The sequence below is a fragment of the Promicromonospora vindobonensis genome (assembly GCF_042685865.1).
GTDB classification, from domain to species: domain Bacteria; phylum Actinomycetota; class Actinomycetes; order Actinomycetales; family Cellulomonadaceae; genus Promicromonospora; species Promicromonospora vindobonensis.
This window is the reverse complement of sequence record NZ_JBHUOG010000002.1, coordinates 1,594,154-1,615,097: the sequence shown is the minus strand read 5'-3', so window position 1 is coordinate 1,615,097 and position 20,944 is coordinate 1,594,154. Positions and strand designations below refer to the sequence as shown.

The 20,944-nt window shown below is 72.9% G+C and carries 16 protein-coding genes; 15 read left to right on the top strand and 1 reads right to left on the bottom strand.

The features are described 5' to 3' along the window. The first annotated feature begins 15 nt into the window (after nucleotides 1-15). From ACFS27_RS20520 to ACFS27_RS20505, 4 genes are all read left to right on the top strand, one after another. Nucleotides 16-1,491 (top strand): FAD-linked oxidase C-terminal domain-containing protein, encoded by a 1,476-nt coding sequence (locus ACFS27_RS20520; protein ID WP_377186704.1) that lies wholly within the window; start codon nucleotides 16-18, stop codon nucleotides 1,489-1,491. Further along, nucleotides 1,491-2,786 (top strand): FAD-binding oxidoreductase, encoded by a 1,296-nt coding sequence (locus tag ACFS27_RS20515; RefSeq protein WP_377186701.1) that lies wholly within the window; start codon nucleotides 1,491-1,493, stop codon nucleotides 2,784-2,786. The genes ACFS27_RS20520 and ACFS27_RS20515 overlap by 1 nt, the downstream gene beginning before the upstream one ends. Next, nucleotides 2,786-4,105 carry a glycolate oxidase subunit GlcF gene (glcF, locus tag ACFS27_RS20510; RefSeq protein ID WP_377186698.1) on the top strand — a complete coding sequence of 440 codons (1,320 nt, stop codon included), beginning with the start codon at nucleotides 2,786-2,788 and terminating at the stop codon, nucleotides 4,103-4,105. Before ACFS27_RS20515 ends, glcF begins: the two co-directional genes overlap by 1 nt. A 117-nt stretch (nucleotides 4,106-4,222) precedes the next feature. Then, nucleotides 4,223-6,040 (top strand): L-lactate permease, encoded by a 1,818-nt coding sequence (locus ACFS27_RS20505; protein WP_377186696.1) that lies wholly within the window; start codon nucleotides 4,223-4,225, stop codon nucleotides 6,038-6,040. A 182-nt stretch (nucleotides 6,041-6,222) separates the two neighbouring features. On the opposite strand, the gene ACFS27_RS20500 is transcribed toward ACFS27_RS20505, so the two are convergent. Then, the gene (locus ACFS27_RS20500) at nucleotides 6,223-7,650 is read right to left on the bottom strand and encodes a hypothetical protein (protein ID WP_377186693.1); all 1,428 of its coding nucleotides are present in this window, start codon (nucleotides 7,648-7,650) and stop codon (nucleotides 6,223-6,225) included. A gap of 63 nt (nucleotides 7,651-7,713) precedes the next feature. Here ACFS27_RS20500 and ACFS27_RS20495 point away from each other — a divergent pair, with 63 nt between their 5' ends. From ACFS27_RS20495 to ACFS27_RS20445, 11 genes are all read left to right on the top strand, one after another. Next, on the top strand, nucleotides 7,714-9,036 hold the full coding sequence (locus tag ACFS27_RS20495; RefSeq protein WP_377186690.1) for a hypothetical protein: 1,323 nt from the start codon (nucleotides 7,714-7,716) through the stop codon (nucleotides 9,034-9,036). Continuing rightward, complete coding sequence (locus tag ACFS27_RS20490) at nucleotides 9,033-10,040, top strand: HAD-IIA family hydrolase (protein WP_377186688.1); 1,008 nt, start codon at nucleotides 9,033-9,035, stop codon at nucleotides 10,038-10,040. Before ACFS27_RS20495 ends, ACFS27_RS20490 begins: the two co-directional genes overlap by 4 nt. Before the next feature lie 212 nt (nucleotides 10,041-10,252). After that, nucleotides 10,253-10,426, top strand: a complete 174-nt coding sequence (locus tag ACFS27_RS20485) for a hypothetical protein (RefSeq protein WP_377186685.1) — start codon at nucleotides 10,253-10,255, stop codon at nucleotides 10,424-10,426. Between the two features lie 11 nt (nucleotides 10,427-10,437). Beyond that, on the top strand, nucleotides 10,438-11,391 hold the full coding sequence (locus tag ACFS27_RS20480) for a TlyA family RNA methyltransferase (protein ID WP_377186682.1): 954 nt from the start codon (nucleotides 10,438-10,440) through the stop codon (nucleotides 11,389-11,391). Next, the gene (locus ACFS27_RS20475) at nucleotides 11,388-12,335 is read left to right on the top strand and encodes an NAD kinase (RefSeq protein ID WP_377186679.1); all 948 of its coding nucleotides are present in this window, start codon (nucleotides 11,388-11,390) and stop codon (nucleotides 12,333-12,335) included. Before ACFS27_RS20480 ends, ACFS27_RS20475 begins: the two co-directional genes overlap by 4 nt. Nucleotides 12,336-12,343: 8 nt before the next feature. Further along, complete coding sequence (gene recN / locus ACFS27_RS20470) at nucleotides 12,344-14,098, top strand: DNA repair protein RecN (protein ID WP_377186676.1); 1,755 nt, start codon at nucleotides 12,344-12,346, stop codon at nucleotides 14,096-14,098. A gap of 5 nt (nucleotides 14,099-14,103) precedes the next feature. After that, nucleotides 14,104-15,327 carry a putative cytokinetic ring protein SteA gene (steA, locus tag ACFS27_RS20465; RefSeq protein ID WP_377186673.1) on the top strand — a complete coding sequence of 408 codons (1,224 nt, stop codon included), beginning with the start codon at nucleotides 14,104-14,106 and terminating at the stop codon, nucleotides 15,325-15,327. A 92-nt stretch (nucleotides 15,328-15,419) separates the two neighbouring features. Then, nucleotides 15,420-16,376 carry a copper transporter gene (locus ACFS27_RS20460; protein ID WP_377186670.1) on the top strand — a complete coding sequence of 319 codons (957 nt, stop codon included), beginning with the start codon at nucleotides 15,420-15,422 and terminating at the stop codon, nucleotides 16,374-16,376. 79 nt (nucleotides 16,377-16,455) lie between these two features. Next, on the top strand, nucleotides 16,456-17,427 hold the full coding sequence (locus ACFS27_RS20455; protein WP_377186667.1) for a hypothetical protein: 972 nt from the start codon (nucleotides 16,456-16,458) through the stop codon (nucleotides 17,425-17,427). Continuing rightward, complete coding sequence (gene murJ, locus ACFS27_RS20450; RefSeq protein ID WP_377186664.1) at nucleotides 17,424-19,139, top strand: murein biosynthesis integral membrane protein MurJ; 1,716 nt, start codon at nucleotides 17,424-17,426, stop codon at nucleotides 19,137-19,139. Before ACFS27_RS20455 ends, murJ begins: the two co-directional genes overlap by 4 nt. Nucleotides 19,140-19,266: 127 nt before the next feature. Then, entirely contained in the window at nucleotides 19,267-20,943 is a 1,677-nt protein-coding gene (locus ACFS27_RS20445) for a CTP synthase (protein WP_377186661.1), read from the top strand. The last annotated feature ends 1 nt before the right edge of the window (nucleotide 20,944 follow it).

Below are 20,944 nucleotides of genomic sequence, written 5' to 3'. Positions count from 1 at the left end.
ACGAGGAGGTTGCCCGTGCCCGCTAGTACACCGGCGTCGCTGGATGTCGTCATTGCCGAGCTGATCGGCGAGCTCGGCCCGGAGCGGGTGATCACCGACCGGCAGCGCAGGCGCACGTACGAGTGCGACGGGCTCGCGGCCTACCGCGTGGTGCCTGGCGTGGTGGTCCTGGCGCAGGGCGCCGCCGATGTCGCGGCGGCCGTCCGTGCCTGTGCCCGGCACGGCGTGCCGTTCGTCGCGCGCGGGTCGGGCACCGGACTGTCGGGCGGGGCGCTGCCGCACTCCGAGGGCGTGCTCGTGGTCATGTCGCAGATGCGATCGATCCGGGACGCCGATGTCGAGAACCAGCGCGCCGTCGTGGACCCGGGGGTGATCAACCTCCAGCTCACGGCCGCCACCAGCCCGGACGGGTACTACTTCGCGCCGGACCCCTCCAGCCAGTCCATCTGCTCGATCGGCGGCAACGTCGCCGAGAACTCCGGGGGCGCGCACTGCCTGAAGTACGGCTTCACCACCAACCACGTCACCGGCGTCGACCTGGTGACGCCAGGGGGTGAACAGGTGGAGATCGGCGGCAAGGCGCCGGACCCACCCGGGTACGACCTGCTCGGAGCGCTGGTCGGCAGCGAGGGCACGCTCGGCATCGTCACCGCGGCGACGGTGCGCCTGACGCGGCTTCCGCAGGAGGTCCGGACCTTGCTCGCCGCGTTCCGCTCCATGGACGACGCCGGGGCCGCCACCTCGGCGATCATCGCCGCCGGGGTGATCCCCGCCGCCATCGAGATGATGGACGCCCTCGCGATCGAGGCCGCCGAGGCGGCGGTGCACTGCAACTACCCGGCCGGCGCGGGCGCCGTACTCGTGGTCGAGCTCGACGGGCCGTCGCCGGACGTCGCGGGGGAGTTCGACGACGTGGTGCGGCTGTGCGAGGCGGCAGGCTCGTTCGAGGTGCGGGTCGCCGCCGACGACGACGAGCGTGCCCTGATCTGGAAGGGCCGCAAGTCCGCGTTCGCGGCGGTCGGCCGGATCAGCCCGGACTACATCGTCCAGGACGGTGTGATCCCGCGGACCGCGCTGCCGCTGGTCCTGCGCCAGATCGCCGCGCTCGGGGAGAGTGCCGGCGTGCGCGTGGCGAACGTGTTCCACGCCGGCGACGGCAACCTGCACCCGCTCGTGCTGTTCGACGGCTCGGTGGAGGGCGCAGTCGACCGCGCGGAGGAGGTCGCCGGCGGGATCCTCGACCTGTGCCTCGAGCACGGCGGCTCCATCACGGGCGAGCACGGCGTGGGTGCGGACAAGGCCAAGCACATGCCGCGCATGTTCACCGCGGACGACCTCGACACCATGCAGGCGGTGCGGTGCGCCTTCGACCCGGACGGGATCGCCAACCCGGGGAAGGTGTTTCCCACGCCCCGGCTGTGCGGGGAACAGCCCGGGCGGCACACGGGTGCGCACCCGTTGGCGGAGTCCGGCGTGGCGGAGGTCTTCTGATGGCGGACCTGCAGCGGCTCGCGGACGCGCTCGGGCAGCACGGTGGGAACGTCAGGGAAGCAGGGCACGGCGACGCCGTCGACGGTGTGCCGGCGACCGCGGTCGCCCGCCCGACGTCGGCGGACGGCGTGGCTGCCGTGCTGCGCGAGGCGACTGCCCAGGGGCTGAGCACGGTCGCGCGCGGGGCGGCAACCGCCCTGGACTGGGGTGCGCCGCCCGAGCGCGTCGACCTGATCCTCGACACCACCGGCCTGGACCGCCTGGTCGAGCACGGGGCGGGCGACCTCGTGGTGGTCGCCGAGGCAGGGCTGCCGGTTGCGGCGCTGTCGGAGACCGTCCGCGGCGCCGCGCAGGAGCTGGTCGTGGACCTGCCGCCGGATCGGCTCGCGGGCGGCTCGACCGTGGGCGGCGCGCTGTCGACAGGGGTGTCCGGACCGCGCCGGCTGCAACGCGGCGGGATCCGCGACCTCGTGCTCGGGGCCACCGTGGTGCTCGCCGACGGCACGACGGCCTCCTCGGGCGGCAAGGTGGTCAAGAACGTCGCCGGCTACGACCTGGCCAAGCTCCTGACCGGGGCGTACGGCACCCTTGGCGTCGTGGTGCGGGCCGCGTTCCGGCTGCACCCGGCTCGGCCGGACCGGGTGTTCGTCGTCGCCACCGGGCCGCAGGCCGACGTCGCCGCCCGAGCCCGCGACGTCGTCGCCTCGCAGCTCGCCCCTGCCGCCGTCGAGATCGACCGGCCCGCCGGGAGCGACGTCGCGGAGGTCGCGGTGCTGCTGGAGGGCACGGGGAACGCCGTCGGGCAGCGAGCGGCCGCCGCGGCCGTGCTGCTGGGCGGGCGGGTGCAGGACGAGCCGCCGGTGTGGTGGGCGGCGGTGCCGGGTGGCGGGGCCTCGACGGGCCCGACCGGTGGTGCAGGGTCGGGGGGTGGGTCCGTCGAGACCTACGCCAAGGCGACAGCGACCCTCACGGGCGTGGCCGACCTGCTGCGTGCGGCGCTCGACGCGGAGCAGCGGTACGGCGTCGGCGTGGCGGTGCGGGGGTCCGCTGCCGGGGTGCTGCACACCGTCGTGACGGGAACGCCCGAGGCGACCGCGTCCGCCGTCGGGCACCTGCGCCGGTCAGCGCCCACCCCGCGCGAGGGGACCGTGACCGTGCTGCGCGCATCGCGCGAGGTGCGCGCGGCGCTCGACGTGTGGGGGCCGGTGGGCGGGCTCGACCTCATGCGTGCGGTCAAACGACAGCTCGATCCCGGGCGCAACCTGGCGCCCGGCCGATTCGTGGGAGGCATCTGATGACTGAGGCGAAGCCAGACCTGCTCGGTGCCTTCGACGAGCATCACCCGCCGGCCCGCGAGCTGGTGGACGACTGCGTGCACTGCGGGTTCTGCCTGCCTGCCTGTCCCACGTACTCGCTGTGGGGCGAGGAGATGGACTCTCCGCGGGGGCGGATCTACCTGATGAAGGAAGGTCTCGAGGGCGAGCCGATGTCGCCGTCGTTGGTGCAGCACGTCGACGCGTGCCTCGGCTGCATGGCGTGCGTGACGGCGTGCCCGTCGGGCGTGCAGTACGACAAGCTGGTCGAGGCGACGCGGCAGCAGGTCGAACGGCGCGGTGCCGAGCACCGGACGCGAGGCCAGCGGCTGCTGCGGTCGGCGATCTTCGCGCTGTTCCCCCGGCCCGAGCGGCTGCGGATGATCCGGCCGCTGCTCGCGCTGTACCAGCGCACGGGGCTGTCGAGGCTGGTGCGGCCCGTGCTGGCCCGGATCTCCCCGACGCTCGCGACGATGGAGGCGATCGCTCCACCGGTGGGTCCCCGGATCCCGGTGCCGGCGCTCGTGCCCGCTGTCGGCGCGAAGCGGATGACCGTCGGGATGCTGCTCGGCTGTGTGCAGCGGGAGTTCTACCCGGGTGTCAACGCGGCGACGACGCGGGTGCTGGCGGCAGAGGGGTGCGAGGTCGTCGTGCCGCAGGACCAGGGGTGCTGCGGTGCGCTGTCCGTGCACGCCGGGCGGGAGACCGAAGGGCTCGACTACGCGCGGGCGCTCATCGACACGTTCTCCGAGACGGGTGTCGAACGGATCGTGGCCAACTCCGCCGGCTGCGGCTCCACCATGAAGGACTACGCGGACCTGCTGGCGGACGATCCGCGGTACGCGGCGCGAGCCGCGAAGTTCGCCGCGAGGACCCGGGACATCTCGGAGGTGCTGGCGGAGCTGGAGCCTGTCGCGCGGAGGCACCCGCTGCCCATGACCGTCGCGTATCACGACGCCTGTCACCTCCGGCACGCGCAGGGGGTGAAGGCGCAGCCGCGTGCCGTGCTCGCGACGATCCCTGGGCTGGTGGTCAAGGAGATCGCCGAGGGCGACATGTGCTGCGGGTCTGCTGGCATCTACAACCTGACCAACCCGGAACCCGCGCGGGAGCTGGGCGACCGGAAGGCCGCGAACGTCGCGGACACCGGCGCGGAGCTGCTCGTCACGTCCAATCCGGGGTGCCTCCTGCAGATCACGGACGCGCTGCGGCGGAAGGGGCGCGAGATGCCGACGGCGCACATGGTGCTGGTGCTGGACGCCTCGCTGCGCGGCGCCGGGCCGGAAGACCTGCTGACCTGATTTTGGGTACTCCCGGCGACTTGGGGTAACTGCTACGTTTGTCGGACAGTGGAGCGATAGTTCCGACATGCGAAATTGCGCACCCTACCCGGCAACGTGGCCGGACCTGGAGTCACCATGGACAACCTCGGCGTCCTTGCCCTGCTCGCTCTCCTCCCCATCCTTGTCGTGGGAACCCTGCTGCTCGGGTTCCGCTGGCCTGCCCGGACGGCGATGCCCGTTGGCCTCGCGGTCGTCGTGGTCATCGCCCTGTTCGCGTGGAAGATGTCGCTGGTCGCGGTCAGCGCGTCCATCGTGCAGGGCCTGCTGATCGCGATCGGGCTGCTCTGGATCATCTTCGGTGCGCTGCTCATGCTCGAGACGCTCACCAAGAGCGGCGCCCTGCAGACGATCCGGGCCGGCTTCACGACCATCAGTCCCGACCGGCGGGTCCAGGTGATCATCGTCGCCTGGCTGTTCGGCTCGTTCATCGAGGGCGCCGCCGGGTTCGGCACGCCGGCGGCCGTCGTCGCGCCCTTGCTGCTGGCGCTCGGCTTCCCCGCGGCGGCCGCCGTCATGGCAGGCCTGATCATCCAGTCCACCCCGGTGAGCTTCGGCGCCGTCGGGACGCCGATGCTGACCGGGCTCGGGACAGGGCTGGCGGACACGTCCGGCGCCCTGGCGCCCGAGGTGCAGGCGCGGGCCGACGTGCTCGGCCTGGACCACCTCGGGTTCATCGCGCACACCGCCACGCAGGTGGCGACCATCCACGCGATCGTCGGCATCCTGGTGCCGCTCATCCTGGTCACCCTCATGTGCGGGTTCTACGGTGAGAAGCGGTCGTTCCGTTCCGGCCTCGCCGTCGCGCCGTTCGCGATCTACGCGGCGCTCGCGATGATCGTGCCCTACGTGACCGTTGCCTACGTGCTCGGGCCGGAGTTCCCGGCGATGCTCGGCGGGTTCGTCGGCCTGGTGCTCGTGATGTTCACGTCCTCGAAGGGCTTCCTGATGCCCAAGGACGTGTGGGACTTCCCGCCGCGCGAGCGCTGGAGCGACCGCTGGATGGGCACCGTCGACCCCACGAAGGAGGCGGCCACCCTCACCCGGAAGATGTCGATGGTCCGTGCCTGGTCGCCGTACCTCATCGTGGCGGCGCTGCTCCTGGTCACCCGGAACATCCCGGCGATCAAGGAGTTCCTGACGGGCCCGGCAGTGCTGGAGGTGTCGAACATCTTCGGCACCGGAATCAGCCAGAACATGGACCTCCTGTACTCGCCGGGCGCGATCTTCCTGCTCGCGTGCCTCGTCACCTACGTGCTGCACGGCATGAAGGGCGAGCAGATCAGGGCGTCGTGGAAGGTGGCGGGCGGGCAGCTCGGCGGCGCGGCGTTCGCGCTCCTGTGCGCGGTGCCGCTGGTACGGATCTTCATCAACTCCGGGCCGGACTTCAACGGAGCCGGCATCGACTCGATGCCGGTCACGGTGGCGCAGGCGGCGGCAGACCTGGCCGGTCAGGGCTGGCCGATCGTGTCGCCGTTCATCGGGGCGCTCGGCGCGTTCGTGGCCGGCTCGAACACCGTGTCGAACATGATGTTCTCCCTGTTCCAGTTCAATACCGGGCTCGGCATCGGTGCGGCCTCGCCCGAGACGGTGGCCGCTCTCCAGGCTGTGGGCGGCGCGGCGGGCAACATGGTGGCCGTGCACAACGTGGTCGCCGCCGCCGCGACCGTCGGCCTGCTCGGGCGCGAGGGCGACCTGATCCGCAAGACGATCCTGCCGATGACCTACTACTGCCTTGCTGCGGGTGGCATCGGCTACCTGTGGATCTTCGGGTTCGCGTTCAACGCGGGGATGGTGGTGCTGCTCATCGTGGTGGCGGTCCTGGTCCTGACGGCGATGCGCATGGTGCGCAAGCCCGACGCCTTCAACCCGGAGGTCGCCCGGGTGCGGGTCTGACGGGGCGGTGGGGAGCGCTCCTCACGGCCGGTCGGGTCGCGGACGGTCGGGAAGTCCGCTTCGAGAATGCGATCTGGCATGGGTTTGGCCCGAAATCCATGCCAGATCGCATTCTCGAAGCGGACCTCCCGACCGACCACGTCGCCGCCGACGGCGGGACGACCGGCGTCGGCCACGCAACGTCACAGCTGTTCGACCCCTGGGGACGGCCGCCCGCATGGGAGAATGTGCGGGCATCTGTCATCGAAGGGAACACCGTGAACGAAACGCCCCGTGACCAGGGGAACGACCGCGAGGGCGACCGCCGAGGCGAGCGCAAGAGCGGCAATCGCAACGAGGGCCAGGGTCCGCGTCGCGAAGACCGCAGCGGAGAGCGCGGTAGTGACCAGGGCCGCCGCTATGACGGCGCCCGTGGCGGTGACAGCCCTCGGCGCGACGACCGCGGCACCGACCGCCCGCGCCGACCGTACGAGGACCGCGGCGCTGAGCGTCCGCGCCGCGACGACCGTGGCACCGAGCGCCCGCGCCGCGACGACCGCGGGACCGACCGGCCCCGCCAGGACGACCGCGGTGCCGCCGACCGCGCACCCCGCCGCAGCGATGACGACCGTCCCCGCCGTTCCTTCGGGGACCGGGACAACCGCGGCGGCACCTCCGGGTACCGGGGCGGCCGCGACGACCGCGCCCCACGCACCGACCGCCCGTCCCGTGGGAACGACGGCGACCGTTCGCGCCGGCCGTACGAGGAGCGGGACAACCGGGGCGGTGACCGTCCGGTCCGCCGCGACGGCGAGCGCCCCGTGCGCCGCGAGCACGACCGTCCCTTGCGCCGGGACGACGACCGTCCCGCGCGCCGTGATGACGGCCCCCGCCGGAGCTTTGACCGCGACGACCGTCCGCGGCGCAACTTCGAGGACCGTGGTGCGAGCCGCCCGGCGCGTCGGGACGACGACCGCCCGGTGCGTCGGGAGGACGACCGTCCGGTGCGTCGGGAGGACGACCGTCCGCGTTCGTTCGGTGACCGCGACGACCGTCCGCGGCGTAGCTTCGAGGACCGTGGTGCGAGCCGCCCGGTGCGCCGGGACGACGATCGTCCGGCACGTCGGGAGGATGACCGTCCGCGCCGTTCGTTCGAGGATCGGGGTACGGACCGCCCCCGCCGCGAGGACCGCGGCACGGACCGTCCGGCACGTCGGGATGGCGACGGTCCCCGTCGCTCCTTCGGGGACCGGGACGACCGTCCGCGCCGTTCGTTCGAGGACCGGGGTTCCGACCGTCCGTCCCGTGACGACCGCGGCGGTGACCGCCCTCGTCGCAACGATGGCGACCGTCCGGTTCGTCGGGATGACCGGGGCACGGACCGCCCGGTCCGCCGGGACGACCGGGGCACGGACCGCCCGGTCCGCCGGGACGACCGGGGCACGGACCGCCCGGTTCGTCGGGACGACCGGAGCACCGACCGTCCGGCCCGTCGGGACGACGACCGTCCGCGTCGCTCGTTCGGCGACCGCGACGACCGCGGCGCGCGGGACAGCCGTGGCCGCGAGGACAGGGGTGCTCGGCCGTCCCGCGGGAGCACCGCTGACCGTCCGGCACGGCGCGACGACCACGGCGCGGACCGTCCGCGGCGCTCGTTCAACGACCGCGACGACCGTCCGGCCCAGGGCGCACGCGTGGAGCGCGAGGACCGTGCGCCGCGGCCTCCCGAGCCGGAGATCGCCGAGGACGCCTCGTTCAGCCAGCTCGACCGTGACGTGCGCGGGCGCCTGCGCGGGCTGAGCAAGGATCACGCCGAGTACGTCGGGCTCCACCTGGTGATGGCCGGCCGACTGCTCGACGTCGACCCGGAGCGTGCCTACGAGCACACCCAGGCGGCGGTGCGTGGCGCGGGCCGGATCGACATCGTGCGCGAGGCCGCCGGCCTGGCCGCTTACCACACCAACCGTTTCGCGGAGGCGCTGCGCGAGCTGCGCACCGTTCGCCGGCTGAACGGCTCGTCCGAGCACCTGCCGATCATGGCGGACGCCGAGCGCGGCCTCGGCCGGCCGGAGCGTGCACTGGCGCTCGCGGCGTCGGAGGAGGCCGCGTCGCTCGACGTGACCGGCCGTGTCGAGCTCGCGATCGTCGCGAGCGGCGCCCGGTCCGACCTGGGCGAGCACGACGCAGCCCTGGCCGTGCTCGACAAGGTCGCCGCCGAGGACGCCAAGGGCGACCTGGGGCTCCGGGTCGTGCAGGCGCGTGCCGTGGCACTCGAGGCCGCAGGCCGGCCGGAGGAGGCTGCGGCGCTGCTCGCGTCGGTCGACGGCAAGGCGCTCGAGCGGGCCATCGGCGCGGAAGCACCCGGCGAGGACATCACGGTGTTCGACGTCGAGGAGGACGCGGCGCTCGCCGAGGAGGAGTACGTCGCCGACCACCCCGAGGAGTTCACGAAGGACACGTCGGACGACGAGGGCGAGGAGCCCGAGGAGTCGGCGGACGTGGACGAACCGGCAGACGAGCTCGACGGCAACGAGAAGGATGCTGACGAGCCCGACCAGGGCGACGACGACGGCGTGGAGGCGGACGAGGGCGAGGACGAGGACGACGAGTCAGCCGACTCGGCTGACTCCGGGGACTCAGCCGACTCGGCTGACTCCGGGGACTCGGCTGACTCCGGGGACTCGGCCGACTCGGCTGACTCCGGGGATTCAGCCGATTCCGCCGACTCTGCGGACTCTGCGGACTCGGCCGACGAGGCCGACGAGGCCGACGAGGCCGACGACGCCGACGAGCCGAGCGAGCCCGCAGCGGACGCGCCCGACTCGGCGAGCGCGCCCGAGGCGGCCGCCGATCCGGCGGACGAGAGTTCGGTGGAGGCATCCGCCGAAGAACCTGCCGACGCACCGGCCGACCGGCCGGACACCGACGACGCAGCCGTCGCGCCCGAGGTGAGCGATGCAGAGGGCGAGCCGGTCGCTGAGGGCGACCGGCCCGACGTCGGGCAGGAGAAGGCGTGACGGCAGGTGCCGGCCTGCTGGCGTCCGACGCCCCGCTCGCCGCGTCGTACGACCTCGCGCTCGTCGACCTCGACGGCGTGGCGTACCGGGGGCACCTGCCCATCGAGCATGCGTCGGCGAGCCTTGCCGCTGCGCGGGCGGGCGGGATGCGCCTGCTGTTCGTGACCAACAACGCGTCGCGGGAGCCGGAGGACGTAGCGGGCCAGCTCACGGGCCTGGAGATTCCGACGGAGCCGGACGAGGTCATGACTGCGGCGCAGGCGTGTGCCGCACTGCTCGGCACCCGTTTGGACCCGGGCGCGAAGGTGCTGGTCGTCGGCGGCAAGGGCCTGGTGACGGCGGTGCGGTCAGCTGGCTTCACCGTCGTCGAGTCGGCGGACGACAAGCCGGACGCCGTCGCGCAGGGCTACGCGCCGGAGGTGGGCTGGACTCAGCTCGCCGAGGCGGCGTACGCCGTGGGCGGCGGTGCGTGGCACGTGGCGAGCAACCTGGACCTGTCGCTCCCGACGGCGCGCGGGTTCGCGCCGGGGAACGGTGCCCTCGTTGGCGCCGTGGTGTCGGCGACGGGCGTGCTGCCAGACAGTGCGGGCAAGCCGTCGCCGACCATGTACCGGCTCGCGGTCGAGCGCGCGGAGGCGAGCCGGCCGCTGGTGATCGGCGACCGGCTCGACACGGACCTCGCCGGGGCGCGTGCCGGCGGATACCCGGGGCTGCATGTCCTGACGGGTGTCTCGACGGCGCGCGACGCCGTGCTTGCCGTGCCGGGTGAACGCCCGTCGTTCCTGGGAGCGGACCTGCGTGCGCTGCTCGAACCGCACCCTGCGCCGGTGCTCGCGGACGGGTGGCACGTGTGTGGTGGTGCGGCGGCCCAGGTGTCCGACGGCGGGCTGCGGCTCGACGGAGCGGGGATCGACCTGGTCCGCGCCGCGTGCGCGGCGGCATGGGCCGCCGTCGACGCGGGGGCTGCCCTTGACACGGCGAGCGTGCCGGAGCTGCCGGTCTGAGGAACAGGTTGCTCTGCGTAGACGATGTCTACACGGAGCAAGCCGTCCCGCAGAGGTACGTAGTTCCCCTGGCCACCTCCCACAGAACCCGGCCGATTTCTCCCGGGTTCTGTGGGAGGCGGCGGGTACCGTGTCAGGCAGCAGCCGGACGGCTCCGGCAACGGGCGACAGCCCGACGAGCACGGACGAGCACAGTGGAGCGTTGACGCACGATGGACGAGTTCTACGAGACCGAGGAACCCACGGGCCTGGTTGATCCTGACGCGGGCGTCCGGAGTGCCCTCGACGCGCTCGACGGGCTCGACGACCTGCCCCCGGCCGATCATGTCGCCCGGTTCGAGGCGGTACACGACGCACTGCGGGCGCACCTCAGTGGTGACGCCTGACAGTGGCGACCATGACAGGGAGCACCCGGGTGGACGCGGCGCTGGTCCGCCGTGGGCTGGCCCGCTCTCGGCGGCACGCCGCGGAGCTCGTCGCGGCCGGCCGGGTGCTGGTCGGGGGCCGCGTGGTGGTCAAACCGTCGTCGGCGGTGGCTGACGGCGCGGACGTGGCAGTGCTGCCTGGGCACGACCCGGAGCACGAGTTCGCGTCGCGTGCCGCGCTGAAGCTTTCCGGCGCGCTGGACGCGCTGGCCCGTGTGCCGGGCGGCCCGCAGGTCGAGGGCGCCTTCTGTGCCGATCTCGGCGCGTCCACCGGCGGCTTCACCGACGTGCTGCTGCGCAGGGGCGCCGCCCACGTGGTCGCCGTCGACGTGGGGCACGACCAGCTCTTTCCGGCGTTGCGCACCGACGACCGGGTGACGGTCGTCGAGGGCTTCAACGTCCGCGACCTGACGCCTGCGGATCTCGCGCGGCTGCCGGACCTCGTGGTCGCAGACCTCTCGTTCATCTCGCTGACCGTGGTGCTGCCGGCCGTGGCGAGCGTGCTGCGGCAGGGAGCGCAGGCGCTGCTGATGGTAAAGCCGCAGTTCGAGGTAGGACGGGAGCGGCTGGGCAGCGGCGGCGTCGTGCGTGATCCCGCGCTGCACGCCGAGGCGGTGAGCACGGTGGCGAACGCCGCGGAGCGCCTGGGCCTGCGGGTGCGCGCCGTCGTGCCGAGCCCGTTGCCCGGTCCGAGCGGGAACCGGGAGTTCTTCCTGTGGCTCGTGCCAGGGACCGGTGGCGCGGAGACCTCCGAGCACGCAGTGGCCGCGGCCGTCGAGACCGCGGTGGCCTGGCTCCCGGCCCAGGGCGAGCCCGGCGAGCGGCCGAGCAGTCCGCCGGAGCCGCCGGCCGTCGTCGTGCGGGGACGGCCGGACGCCGCGCAGGGCACTCAGCAGACCGACGAGCAGAAGGAGCACGAGCTGTGACCAGGCGCGTCTTGATCGTGACTCATGGCGGCCGCCCTCGGGCGGTCGCGGCACTGGCCGAAGCCATCCGTGAGCTGAAGGCAGCAGGCTTCGAGTACACGCTGCACGACGACGCGCTGGCCGAGGAGTTCGGCGACCACATGGCGGCCAACCGGGTCCGCGAGGGCGTGCACCGGTCGGAGGCCGTGATGGTGCTCGGCGGCGACGGCACCATCCTGCGCGCGGCGGAGCTGACCCGCGGCACCGACGTGCCGCTGCTCGGCGTGAACCTCGGGCACGTGGGCTTCCTCGCGGAGTCGGAGCGGGAGGACCTCCGGGCCGCCGTGCAGCGGCTGGCGGCCCGTGACTACGAGGTCGAGGAGCGCGCGACGGTCGAGGTGACGGTGCACCTGCCTGGCACGGCCGAGCCCGTGGTGGGCTGGGCGCTGAACGAGGCCACCGTCGAGAAGGCCACGCGGGAACGCATGCTCGAGGTGGCGATCGGGGTGGACGGCCGTCCGCTGCTCTCGTTCGGCTGCGACGGTGTGGTGATGGCCACGGCCACTGGCTCGACGGCGCACGCCTTCTCGGGCGGCGGCCCGGTGATCTGGCCCGACGTCGACGCGGTGCTCATGGTGCCGCTGTCGGCGCACGCCCTGTTCGCGAGGCCGCTGGTGATCGGCCCGCGGTCGCGGTACACGGTCGACGTGCTGCCGCAGTCGACGGTCGAGGGAGTGCTGACGTGCGACGGCCGACGGGAGATCCGGCTGCCCCGCGGTTCTCGCGTCGTCGTGCGTCAGGGGGGTACCGTGCGGCTCGCACGCCTGTCCAACGCGCCGTTCACGGACCGCCTCGTGTCGAAGTTCAATCTGCCCGTGTCGGGCTGGCGGGACCGTGTCGGGTCAGGGCACGCGGAGGTACAGGATGTACCTTCTGACCCAGCCGACACCACACCAGAGAATTAAGGAGTCAGGTGCTCGAGGAGATCGCTATCGAGAACCTGGGCGTCATCCGCTCGGCCCGGGTACCCCTTTCCGACGGCCTGACCGTCATCACGGGTGAGACCGGCGCCGGCAAGACGATGGTGCTCACGGGGCTCAACCTGCTCATGGGCGCCAAGGCGGACCCGCAGTCGGTCCGTCCGGGTGCGTCCTCGGCGGCGGTCGAGGGCCGGGTCCGCGTCTCGGGGCGCGACGCCGTCCTCGGCCGCGTCTCCGATGCGGGCGGCGAGGTGGAGGACGACGGCACCGTCGTGATCCTGCGCACGATCGCCGACGGCCGGTCGCGTGCCCACCTGGGCGGTCGTGCCGTACCGCAGGGCGTGCTCGCGGAGATCGCCGAGGACCTGTTCACCGTGCACGGCCAGTCCGACCAGCTGCGGCTGCGCACGTCGGCCAAGCAGCGCGACGCCCTCGACACCTTCGTCGGCCCTGCCCACCAGCGGGTGCTGGCCGCCTACCGCACCGCCTGGACCGAGCGGGGCGGTCTCCTGACCGAGATCGCGGACCTGGAGGCGCGCGGCGCCGAGCGGGCGCGCGAGGTCGAGCTGCTGCGGATCGGCCTGGAGGAGATCGAGCGGGTGGACCCGGTCACGGGCGAGGACGCCGAGCTGCAGGCCCTGGTCGAGCGCCTGTCCAACGCGGAAGCGCTGCGCACCGCGGCCACCGAGGCGCACGAGGCGGTAGCGGGCGAGGACGCGGACGGCGCCCGCGAGAACGCGATCGCCCTCGTGGAGCGGGCGCGCCGCGCCCTGGACTCCGCCGCGCACTCCGACCCGGCGCTCGGTGCGCTCGCGACGCGGTTCGCGGAGGTGGGCTACCTGCTGTCGGACGTCGCGACCGACGTGGCGGCGTACGTCGACGACCTGCAGGCGGACCCGGCGGGCCTGGAGACGGCGCACAACCGCATGGCGGAGCTGAACGCGCTGACCCGCTCCTACGGCGAGACCATCGACGACGTGCTGCAGTGGGCCAGCGACGCCGGCCTGCGCCTGCTCGACCTGGACGACGGCGGCGACCGCCTCACCTCCATGCGCGACCGGGTGACCGAGCTGGACGGCGAGCTGGCCAGGCTGGCCGAGATCCTCACCGCCGAGCGCACCCGCGGCGCGTCCCAGCTCGCCGATGCCGTGACGAGCGAGCTGCACGGCCTCGCGATGGGCGGCGCCCACCTCGTGGTCTCTGCGGAGCCGCTCGAGCAGCCGGGCCCGTTCGGCGCGGACCAGATCACGTTCCTGCTCGTGCCGCACCCCGGTGCGCCGGAGCGGCCGCTCGGCAAGGGCGCGTCCGGCGGCGAGCTCTCCCGCGTCATGCTGGCGCTCGAGGTCGCCCTGGCCACCTCGGGCGGCGCGGCGGCAGAGCGCACCGCAGACACCCCGCGCAGCACCTTCGTGTTCGACGAGGTCGACGCCGGTGTGGGCGGCCGCGCCGCCGTCGAGGTGGGCCGCCGTCTGGCACAGCTGGGCCGCAGCACGCAGGTGGTCGTCGTGACCCACCTGGCCCAGGTCGCCGCGTTCGCGGACGCGCACCTCGTGGTCACCAAGAGCTCCGACGGCGACGCCGGATCGGCTGCCGCAGATGACGGAATGATCACGGTCACGGGCGTGCGCGAGGTCACCGCGGACGCCCGCGTCCGTGAGCTGGCGCGCATGCTGTCCGGCCAGGACGACTCGGAGACGGCTCGGACCCACGCGCTGGAGCTCCTGGAGTCCTCGGTCGTGGGACGATAGAGCGGATGAAGCTGATCTCCCGACCCGAGAAGCGCGCCGACAAGAGCGCAGCGAAGAGCGCCGTCGACCACGGCACGGCCCTTCCGCAGGCCACAGTGCACGGACCTGCCCGGATCGGAGCGCGGACCAAGGAGCTCACGTCCCGGCTCAACCAGGGCGATATCGCCGTGATCGACCACGTCGACATCGACCGCGTCGCGGCGGACGCCCTCGTGTCAGCCGGGCCCGTCGCGGTGCTGAACGCGGCCCGGTCCACCTCGGGCAGGTACCCCAACACGGGTCCGGACATCCTGGTCGACGCCGGGATCGTCCTGGTGGACGACCTCGGCCCGGCGGTCATGGCGATCGACGAGCGTGCCGAGGTCCGGATCGCGGGCGGCGAGATCTTCGTCGGCGACGCGCTCGTCGCGACGGGCACCTACCAGACGCCGCAGACCGTGGCCACGGACCAGGCGGCCGCACGCGAAGGCCTGTCGGCCGAGATCGAGCGGTTCGCCGAGAACACCATGACCTACCTGCGGCGCGAGCGGGATCTCCTGCTCGACGGCGTGGGCGTGCCCGACATCAGCACCGTCATCGAGGGCCGCCACGTGCTGATCGTGGTGCGGGGCTACCACTACCGGGAGGACCTGGCGCTGCTGCGGTCCTACATCCGGGAGAACCGGCCCGTCCTGATCGGGGTGGACGGCGGCGCGGACGCGATCATCGACGCCGGCTGGCAGCCCGACATGATCGTCGGCGACATGGACTCCGTGTCCGACCGGGCCCTGGCCTGTGGCGCGGAGATCGTCGTGCACGCCTACCGTGACGGCAAGGCCCCCGGACTCGAGCGCGTCAAGGCGCTCGGCGTGGACCCCGTGGTCTTTCCCGCCACCGGGACCAGCGAGGACATCACGATGCTCCTGGCCGACGACAAGGGTGCAGAGCTCATCGTCGCCGTCGGCACCCACGCCACGCTGGTCGAGTTCCTCGACAAGGGGCGCGCGGGCATGGCATCGACCTTCCTCACCCGGCTGCGTGTCGGTGGCAAGCTCGTGGACGCCAAGGGCGTGTCACGGCTCTACCGCACGCGGATCTCGAACACCCAGCTCACGCTGCTGTCGGGAGCGGGTGTCGCGGCGGTGCTCGCGGCCCTGGCCTCGACGTCGGCCGGCCAGACCTTCTTCGGACTGATCGGGGCACGCATCGACGACGTAGTGTCCTGGATCACCCACCTGTTCGGCGGCTGACCGGCCCGGAGCACGCTCCCGGACCACCCTGCCGCCCCGACCTGATGCCGGGCTCTCACCGCCCGGAACATGCTTAAGGACTCTTCCGTACCGTGATCGACTTCCGATACCACCTCGTCTCGCTCATCTCCGTCTTCCTCGCCCTCGCCGTCGGCATCATCCTCGGCGCCGGACCGCTGCAGGGCGCGATCGGGGAGACCCTGACGGAACAGGTGGACGCGCTGCGCGCCGAGCGCACCGATCTGCGCACCGAGCTGGACGCCACGCAGACCGCCCTCGACGGCGACGAGCGGTTCATCGAGGCGGCGGGCACGCAGCTCGTCACCGGCTCCCTCGAGGGGAGCCGCGTCGCGGTGGTGCAGCTCGGCGAGGTCTCCCAGGACGTCCACGACGGCGTCCTGAACCAGATCGACACGGCGGGCGCCACGGTGGTGTCCAAGTCGGTGCTCACGGAGGCGTGGACCGACGCAGCGGAGGAGTCGTCCCGCGAGACCCTCGCAGGGGGCCTGCGTGCCAACCTCGATGCGGCAGCGCCGGAGGAGGACGACCCGAGCGCCGTGCTCGGCGCCGCGCTGGCCGTCGCGCTCACCGGCAGCGACGGCGGCACCGACCGCAGCTCGCAGGCCACCGACCTCGAGGCGCAGCTCGAGCGGTTCGGCTTCGTCGAGCCGGGCGACGAGCAGACCCAGTCGGCGGAGGCGCTCGTGCTGCTGGTGGGCCCGGCCGGCCAGCCGCAGGAGACCGCGGACGGTGCCACCGAGGAGGCCGAGCCGGGCACGGAGGATGTGTGGGTCGCCGTCACCCGGGCGGCGCAGCAGGTCTCCGGTGCCGCGGTGCTCGCAGGCCCGACCACGGAGCCGGGTGACGTCGTGCAGGCCGTCCGGGACGACGAGGAGATCGCCGCAGAGGTGACCACGGTGAGCGGCATCGACCGGCTCGCCGGCCGCATCAACGTGCCGCTGGCCGTCGCGGCGCGCATGGGCGGCGTCGTCGGGCAGTACGGCCTGGAGGACGACGCGACGGCGGTCCTGCCGCCCGAGGTCGGCTGAGCCGCGGGCTCGGCCGGTAGAGGCTGAGCCGAGACGAGAAGCACGGACCCGAAGAACCGACACAGACCGAGGGGTACTCATGGGTGCAGGCAGGTTCATCGCCGCTGGCATCGTCGCAGGCGTCGCGACGGCGCTCGCGCGCCGCAAGCTGGGCGACAAGGTGGCGGAGGGTGGCCTCGGCGGCGCCCCCATGTGGACGCGGACCAACCATCGCGGTGAGCCGATCAGCCTGCTGGAGGGCCCGGCGGTCACCGCGGGCCTCGTGGCCGGCGCGGCGGTCAGCGGTGGCCGGGCGCCGGGCGCGACGGCGTTCGCAACTGCCGCTGCGGGTGCCTTCGGCCTGGTCGACGACCTCGCCGAGGACACCTCCGTGCGCACAAAGGGCCTCAAGGGCCACCTCGGCGCCCTCCTGGAGGGTCGGCTGACCACCGGCGGGCTCAAGGTGCTCGGCATCTCCGGCTCCGCGCTCGTGGCCGCCGCAGCGGGCACCCCCCGCACGGGCAGCGCGTTCGGCCACCTGGTCGACGTCGGGCTCAACGGCGCCCTCATCGGGGGCACCGCGAACCTGATCAACCTCTTCGACCTGCGCCCGGGCCGGGCGCTCAAGGCCGGCACGGCGGCGAGCCTCCCGTTCCTGCTGGGCGGCGCGGGTGCCACCACCGGTGCGGTGCTCGGCGCCGCGGCCGCGGCAGCCCCGGGGGACCTGGGGGAGCAGGACATGCTGGGCGACGGCGGCGCCAACGCGCTCGGCGCCCTGGTCGGCAGCCAGATCGCGTTCGGCACGCCCCGCGCGGTGCGGTGGGCGGCGCTCGCAGGCGTGGTCGGGCTCATGCTTGCCTCGGAGAAGGTCAGCTTCTCGAAGGTCATCGCAGGGAACGAGTGGCTGAACAAGGCCGACATGCTCGGCAGGCGGCCGGTGGCCGATCCTCTCGCGACCTCGACCGCCGGCCCGACCGGCTCTCCCAGCGGCGGGAGCGGCCCGACCAGCGGCGTGGACCCGATCAGCGGTACGGGTCCGACCAGCGGACCCGTGGCGTCCCCGGGCGCGTGAGCCGCGTCAGAACCCTGGCGAGCGCCGCGCTGCTCGTCACGGTCGTCACGCTCGCCAGCCGCATGGTCGGCTTCGGCCGCTGGCTCGGGCAGGGCGCCTGGCTCGGGTCCGACGGCGTCGGGACGGTCTTCAACTCCGCCAACCAGCTGCCCAACCTGCTGTTCGAGGTGGCGGCAGGCGGGGCGCTCGCCGGCGCCGTCGTGCCTCTGCTCGCTGGGCCGCTGAGCCGTGCCGCGTTCACCGCCGACGGCACGGCCGCCTCGAAGGAGCAGGCGTCGAAGATCGCCTCGGCGCTGCTGGGGTGGACGCTTGTCGTGCTCGTGCCCCTGGCCGGGCTCATGGCGCTCCATGCGCGCCCGATCATCGGTCTGACCGGGCTGACCGACCCCGTGCACGTGGACGTCGCCACGGCCTTCCTGCGGGTGTTCGCGGTGCAGGTGCCGCTGTACGGCCTGGCCGTCGTGCTCGGCGGCATCCTCCAGGCGCACAAGCGGTTCTTCTGGCCGGCGTTCGCGCCGCTGGTCTCCAGCCTCGTCGTGATCGTCGTCTACGCGGTCTTCGGCGCGCTCGCCCACGGCAACCAGCAGGACGTCGCCGCGCTGTCCGGCCGGGCGCTGGAGTGGCTGGCGTGGGGGACCACGCTCGGCGTCCTGTTCCTGGCCCTGCCGCTCGTGGTGCCCGTGTGGCGCACAGGGCTCCGGCTGCGGCCCACGCTGCGGTTCCCGTCGGGGGAGGGGCCACGGGCCGCTCGCCTCGCGTTCGCGGGTGTGGGCGCCCTGGTCGTCCAGCAGCTGTCGATGTTCCTGACGCTGCGCGCGGCCAACGCGGCGGGGGGCGACGGCACGCTGTCGGTCTACCTGTACGCCCAGCAGGTCTACCTGCTCCCGTACGCGGTGCTCGCGTTCCCCATCGCGACCAGCGCGTTCCCGCACTTCGCGGAGCACGCGTCGGCCGGGCGGCTCGACGAGCTGCGCGCCCTCGTGGCGCGCACCACGCGCAGCCTGCTGCTCGTGACGGCCGCAGGCGTCGCCGCGCTGATGGCAGCCGCGCCGTTCGTCGAGCAGGTCTTCGACCTCATCGTGCTCGGTGACGCCCCCGGCATGGCCACGGGACTCATCTGGCTCGCGCCAGGGCTGATCGGGTTCGCGCTCATCCTGCACCTGTCGCGGGCGCTGTACGCCGTCGACCACGGGCGGGCCGCCGTGATCGCCACCGCGAGCGGGTGGGGCGTGTCCGCGATCGGCGCTGCCCTGGTGCCGCTGCTGTTCTCGGGCCGGTCGCCGGGGGGATACGCGCTGCGGACCGACGTCATGGCGGTCCTGGGGGCCGTCGGCACGGCGGGGATGGTCGTGGCGGGGCTGGGGCTGCTCCTGGCCGTGCGCAGACACCTGGGCGCTGACGCGCTGAGGGGCGTCTGGCGGGCGCTCGGGGTGCTCGTGGTGGCGGCGGGCGCAGGGACCGCCGTGGGGTGGCTGGTGCCCGCGTGGCTCGCGCCCGAGCGGCTCTCGTTCGGCTGGTTCGCGTCCGCTCCGCTGAAGGAGGTGCCGTTCGACGGCAGGGAGTTCGCCGTCGAGCTGGGCCTCGGGCTGGCCGTCGGCCTGCTGGCTGCAGTCGTCACGCTCGTGATCGCCGCGCTGCTCGACCCCGGCCTGCGCGCCGCCGTCGGCCCGCGCCTCGGTGCGCTGCGGAGGAAGTTCTCCCGGAAGTCCTGACTGAGCGAGCACGATGACCCCGACGGGGGCAGACTCGATCGGGACAAACCGACAATCCGTCAGTGAACGGCGGGTGTGCTGGGAGTTACACCACCAGCACGCCGTACCTCGGATAGGGTGGAGTTCCGTGGTCGAACACCGAAGCAGTCTCCAGTCCCGTCAGCGGTCCGGCGCGTCCACGCCGACCAAGCACATCTTCGTCACCGGTGGTGTGGCGTCCTCTCTCGGCAAAGGGCTGACGGCGTCATCGCTCGGCCGTCTTCTCCGCTCGCGTGGCCTCAGCGTCACCATGCAGAAGCTGGATCCCTACCTCAACGTGGATCCCGGCACGATGAACCCGTTCCAGCACGGTGAGGTCTTCGTCACCGAGGACGGCGCCGAGACCGACCTGGACATCGGGCACTACGAGCGGTTCCTCGACATCGAGCTCCCCGCCTCCTCGAACGTGACGACCGGCCAGGTGTACTCCCGCGTCATCGCCAAGGAGCGCCGCGGCGAGTACCTGGGCGACACCGTCCAGGTCATCCCGCACATCACGGACGAGATCAAGTTCCGGATGCGCGAGCAGGCCTCCGACGCCGTCGACGTGATCATCACCGAGATCGGTGGCACCGTCGGCGACATCGAGTCGCAGCCCTTCCTCGAGTCCGCGCGCCAGGTGCGGCACGAGCTCGGCCGCGACAACGTGTTCTTCCTGCACGTGTCGCTGGTGCCGTACATCGGCCCGTCCGGCGAGCTCAAGACCAAGCCGACGCAGCACTCCGTCGCTGCTCTGCGTACCGTCGGCATCCAGCCGGACGCCATCGTGCTCCGTTCGGACCGCGTGGTCCCGGAGAGCATCAAGCGCAAGATCGCGCTGATGTGCGACGTCGACAACGAGGCAGTGATCAACTGCGCCGACGCCCCGTCGATCTACGACATCCCGCGTGTCATCCACTCCGAGGGCCTGGACGCCTACGTGGTGCGCCGCCTCGGCATGCCGTTCCACGACGTGGACTGGGACGGCTGGAGCCGCCTCCTGGAGCGCGTGCACGAGCCGGAGCACAACGTCGAGGTCGCGCTGGTCGGCAAGTACATCGACCTGCCGGACGCCTACCTCTCCGTCACCGAGGCGCTGCGCGCCGGCGGCTTCGCCAACGACGCCAAGGTCGGCATCCGCTGGGTCGCCGCCGACGACTGCCAGACGCCGGAGGGCGCGAAGGCATCGCTCGAGGGCGTCGACGCGGTGCTGGTGCCCGGCGGCTTCGGCGTGCGCGGCATCGACGGCAAGGTCGGGGCGCTGCGCTGGGCGCGCGAGAACCTCGTGCCGACCCTCGGTATCTGCCTGGGGCTCCAGTCGATGGTCATCGAGTACGCGCGCAACGTGCTGGGCTGGACGGACGCGTCGTCCACCGAGTTCCACCCGAGCAGCAGCCACCCCGTCGTCGCGACCATGGCCGAGCAGAAGGCGATCGTGGAGGGCGAGGGCGACATGGGCGGCACCATGCGCCTCGGCGCCTACCAGGCGCAGCTCACCGCAGGCTCCGTGGTGGCCAAGGCGTACGGCAGCGAGCGGGTGTCCGAGCGGCACCGGCACCGCTACGAGGTGAACAACGCCTACCGCGGCGAGCTGGAGGAGGCAGGCCTGCTGATCTCCGGCACGTCGCCCGACTCGTCGCTCGTCGAGTTCGTCGAGCTCCGCGCCGACAAGCACCCGTACTACGTGTCCACGCAGGCCCACCCGGAGTTCAAGTCGCGCCCCACGCGTGCGCACCCGCTGTTCTCGGGCCTGATCGCCGCAGCGCTCGAGAAGCAGTCCTCGTGAC

Excerpts from the sequence above, each read along its gene's own strand:
- ACFS27_RS20515 (WP_377186701.1), top strand. The coding sequence starts at position 1,491 with ATGGCGGACCTGCAGCGGCTCGCGGACGCGCTCGGGCAGCACGGTGGG.
- glcF (WP_377186698.1), top strand. The coding sequence starts at position 2,786 with ATGACTGAGGCGAAGCCAGACCTGCTCGGTGCCTTCGACGAGCATCAC.
- ACFS27_RS20505 (WP_377186696.1), top strand. The coding sequence starts at position 4,223 with ATGGACAACCTCGGCGTCCTTGCCCTGCTCGCTCTCCTCCCCATCCTT.
- ACFS27_RS20485 (WP_377186685.1), top strand. The coding sequence starts at position 10,253 with ATGGACGAGTTCTACGAGACCGAGGAACCCACGGGCCTGGTTGATCCT.
- ACFS27_RS20480 (WP_377186682.1), top strand. The coding sequence starts at position 10,438 with ATGACAGGGAGCACCCGGGTGGACGCGGCGCTGGTCCGCCGTGGGCTG.
- steA (WP_377186673.1), top strand. The coding sequence starts at position 14,104 with ATGAAGCTGATCTCCCGACCCGAGAAGCGCGCCGACAAGAGCGCAGCG.
- ACFS27_RS20455 (WP_377186667.1), top strand. The coding sequence starts at position 16,456 with ATGGGTGCAGGCAGGTTCATCGCCGCTGGCATCGTCGCAGGCGTCGCG.